The sequence below is a fragment of the Streptomyces sp. NPDC034043 genome, assembly GCF_055575675.1.
This window is the reverse complement of record NZ_JBVISF010000042.1, coordinates 1-3,339: the sequence shown is the minus strand read 5'-3', so window position 1 is coordinate 3,339 and position 3,339 is coordinate 1. Positions and strand designations below refer to the sequence as shown.

The following is a 3,339-nucleotide window of genomic DNA, read 5'->3' as shown; positions in this document are numbered from 1 at the left end:
TACTGCAGGGGGGACCCTGTGGGAGAGTAGGACGCCGCCGAACAATCATTGTGGGAAAGCCCCGCACCTTCTGGTGCGGGGCTTTTCTGCGTTCACGGGGCTTTTGCCGACCGGCAACCGGGCACGCCCGGGGGAAGTCGGTCACCACGCCGGTGGGGGCCTGTTATGGCTCCGCCCGGCGTGAAGCGCCCCGCTCAGAGGTCTCTGGCACCCGGATAGTGGCGGCGAAGTTCGCTGAGTACGCCCTCGTCGACGGCCCTGACGTCCCACAAGGAGCTGTCGAACTCGGTCAGGACGATCACCAGTTTGTCCTCGGCGAACCCACGTGCTTCGGCGTCGATCAGCTGGAGGAACGGAGTCGTCAGCGACAACAGCGTCAACGTGTCCATGCCGGCGTCGGTGGACCGTCTCTCCATCTCGACGCAGCGAGGATCGACGATCTCGTCGAATTCGACGCGCCACGTCAGGTCCAGGCCGAAGCTGCCGAGACGAACCAGCATCTCAGCCAGCGTCACGTAGTGCTTTCCGTGCCAGGCAGGAAACGTGATCCCCTTCAACCCGCCCCTGCTTCGGCCGTACCGTCCGACATGCGACCCCCTTCGTTCAGAGAACTAAAGCGTGTTGCGGAACGTCGTGTGGGCCTGTCTGGTCATCAGGTGAGGGCGAGGTTGTGCGTGTGGGCGACGGCCTGGACCGCGTGGTGGAGTTCATTGCCGCGCTGGCGGCAGTCGCGGAGGATCTTGTAGTGCTGCATGCGTCAGCAGGCGTGCTCGACGCGGGGCCCGTTGCGATGCGGACCGGCGGCAGTCCCGTAAGTGGTTCACCAGGGACACCGTGCTGTTCGCGGTCGGCACCCCTGTGCCGACCCGCGACCCCACCATCGCCGCGCAGTCGTTCAACTACAGGTACTCCACCAACCACCAGGTCGTCATCGACGCCGATACCCGTCGGGTCGTCGTGCTCGGTCGGCCGCTCGCCGGGAACCACCATGACTGCAGGGCGTGGGAGGAGTCCGGTGCCAAGGCGGCCGTCGGCAAGACCCTCACGATCGCCGACGGCGGCCATCCGGGCACCGGCCTCGCCATCCCGCACCGTCGTGAGCGCGGCCAGGCCGAACTTCCGGAGTGGAAAGCGGTGGGCCCAGACGTGGCCCGGGCCGACCACGCAAGAAGCCAGACAGCGTCGCGGCCGGCATGGTCCAGGCCCAGAGCGGTCTTGAGATCGCGGGAGTCGTGCTCGACGCGGTGGCAGGTTTTCGCGAGGCGGCTGAGGTCAGCCGGGCGTCAGAAGGACGGAGTGCGAGCGCAGCGCCGCTCCTGAGCCCTTGCGCCAGGTCATGGTCGGTTGCCCCTCGGCCCGGTGCCGGGCCGAGGGGGAGGAACAGGCGCAAGGACCCCCGCCGGTCTCGCCGGACCAGCGGCACCGCCTGGCCCGCCGTCCAGACGAGGCCCGTCACCCACCGCCGCGCGGACCCTCGCTGGGTGACCCCGCACCGATGCCCGCACGAGGTGGGGGCCGAAAACCAGTCGCCGCTCAAGGGGCTCCGAGCCGAGACTGATGGGCCGATCACATCGGACAGGAAGAGAGGCCGGCGCTGACGTACAACCGTGACACCCTGCCCTTCCCCGAGAACCGCGTGCCCCCCATCACCCACGGGGGCATCCGGAACTGGGATGAGATCGACCCTGCCCGCCACCCGTTCGCCTGGGACGAGGACGAGGAGGCCCGGCTCCGCTCGCTGGTCCGCGAGTGGGTGCCACCCGTGCTCTCCGGCATGGCCGGCTGGTGGCAGGGCGAGCGCTGGTGCGAGAGGCAGGTGGACGCGGTCATCCGGGAGCGGTACGGCACCTGGGCCTGGGGGTGGAGCTGGTGCTACCGCTCCGGCGGGCCCATCGGCAACTGGATCAGCGGGCCGAGCTCGGTGACGACCCCCGACGAGACCGCGGCACGCGTCGTAGCCGCCCTGCTGGAGTGGCGGGAGTGGCTGGAGAGGACGGCCCAGCGCTTCGTCGAACTGGCACCGCCGCCGGACGCCTCACCCGAGGACCGCAGCTGGCACCTGGAACGGGCCTGCGTCCGGCTCGTGACCCACACTCTGGACTCGGGCGCGGAGGGCGGCTGGTACGGCCAGGCGTCGATCGTCCTGGGCTGGTTCCTCACCAGCACCGGCATGGACCGAGCCGAAGCCGGGCGAGCGGTGGAGCGTGCGATCGGCGGCCGGTTCAAGAGCTGGGTCGACCCGGGACAGAAGTTGATCGAATCCGTTGCCGAGGACCTGGCCACTGGACTCACCGGCCACGCCCCGTACCCGGACCACGGGGAGAGGGCGGCTCTGGAGGAACTCCATGACCGCCGCTCCTGACAGCCTCGCGGTCTGGCTGCGCGTGCGCCGTGAGGCCGACTGGCAACGCGCACCGGCCCTGCAGCGCCTCCCGCCCGACCGCGATGGGTTCCGGTCCTGGTGCGAGGGGCCGGTGCGTCGGCGCGATCCGATACGTGCCGAGCGACTGCTCGCCGCATACGCGCTGGCCCGAGAGGACGCCGCACGCCGCGCCCCGCTGGACTTCGCCCTGCTGGCCGGTTGGCAGCGGGCGGTCCTCGCGGCACCGAGGGCACCGTTCCGCGTGAGCGACGCCTACGCGAAGGCCGGCCGCGAGCGCTACGGTCTGACCGCTCGCACGCGGGCCGACTTCGATTCCTGCCTGCACGAGACGACCGACCCGACCATGCCGCTGGCGGCCCGCGCGGCCCGTGCCTACCTCGACGTGGCGTTCTTCCACCCCTTCAGCGATGGCAATGCCCGCGCCGCGCTGTTGACCTTGGTCCATGTTCTGGCGCGGGAGGAGATCGTCCTTCCCGAGGTCGGCCCCCTTCAGACCGCTCGCTACGCGGATGACCCGGTCGGCGCCGCGGACCTTGCCACTCTCATCGCCGTACTCCACCGCCGCCGACGCTGAAGCGGCGTGCTGGTGGTACTGCTGAGCCGGCTGCACGGGGGCCCGGCCGCGTTTTGACACCCCAGGGGGAGGGTTGTAGAGTTAAACGGTTGCCTCGAACTGGACAAGTTCGGCAGCCACCACTCCACAGAGGAACTCGTTCCGGGTGGAGTGCATTCGACTCTCCATTCGGAAACGTTGGAGCCGGAAAACCGGTGGAAAACTTCTGATAGAGTCGGAACCGCCGGAAAGGGAAAGCGCGAAAGCGCAGGACCTCGAAAGCACCGAGGAAATCGGACACGAAAGAGTCTGATAGAGTCGGAAACGCAAGAACGAAAGCCCGGAGGAAAGCCCGAGAGGGTGAGTACAAAGGAAGCGTCCGTTCCTTGAGAACTCAACAGCG

The 3,339-nt window shown here is 68.8% G+C and carries 3 protein-coding genes and 2 pseudogenes; 3 read left to right on the top strand and 2 right to left on the bottom strand.

Annotated features, from left to right (window positions below; translation table 11 throughout):
* Positions 1 to 194 precede the first annotated feature (194 nt).
* Together ACZ51S_RS34660 and ACZ51S_RS34655 are read right to left on the bottom strand one after the other, a co-directional pair.
* Positions 195 to 515 carry a hypothetical protein gene (locus tag ACZ51S_RS34660; RefSeq protein ID WP_468963185.1) on the bottom strand — a complete coding sequence of 107 codons (321 nt, stop codon included), beginning with the start codon at positions 513 to 515 and terminating at the stop codon, positions 195 to 197.
* A 137-nt stretch (positions 516 to 652) separates the two neighbouring features.
* Positions 653 to 757, bottom strand: a pseudogene (locus ACZ51S_RS34655) (IS5/IS1182 family transposase); the annotation flags it as partial.
* 47 nt (positions 758 to 804) lie between these two features.
* Here ACZ51S_RS34655 and ACZ51S_RS34650 point away from each other — a divergent pair.
* From ACZ51S_RS34650 to ACZ51S_RS34640, 3 genes and pseudogenes are all read left to right on the top strand, one after another.
* Positions 805 to 1,131 (top strand): annotated as a pseudogene (locus ACZ51S_RS34650) (IS5/IS1182 family transposase); the annotation flags it as partial.
* Between the two features lie 505 nt (positions 1,132 to 1,636).
* Positions 1,637 to 2,362 (top strand): hypothetical protein, encoded by a 726-nt coding sequence (locus ACZ51S_RS34645; protein ID WP_468804758.1) that lies wholly within the window; start codon positions 1,637 to 1,639, stop codon positions 2,360 to 2,362.
* Positions 2,346 to 2,957, top strand: a complete 612-nt coding sequence (locus ACZ51S_RS34640; protein ID WP_468963183.1) for a Fic family protein — start codon at positions 2,346 to 2,348, stop codon at positions 2,955 to 2,957. The genes ACZ51S_RS34645 and ACZ51S_RS34640 overlap by 17 nt, the downstream gene beginning before the upstream one ends.
* The last annotated feature ends 382 nt before the right edge of the window (positions 2,958 to 3,339 follow it).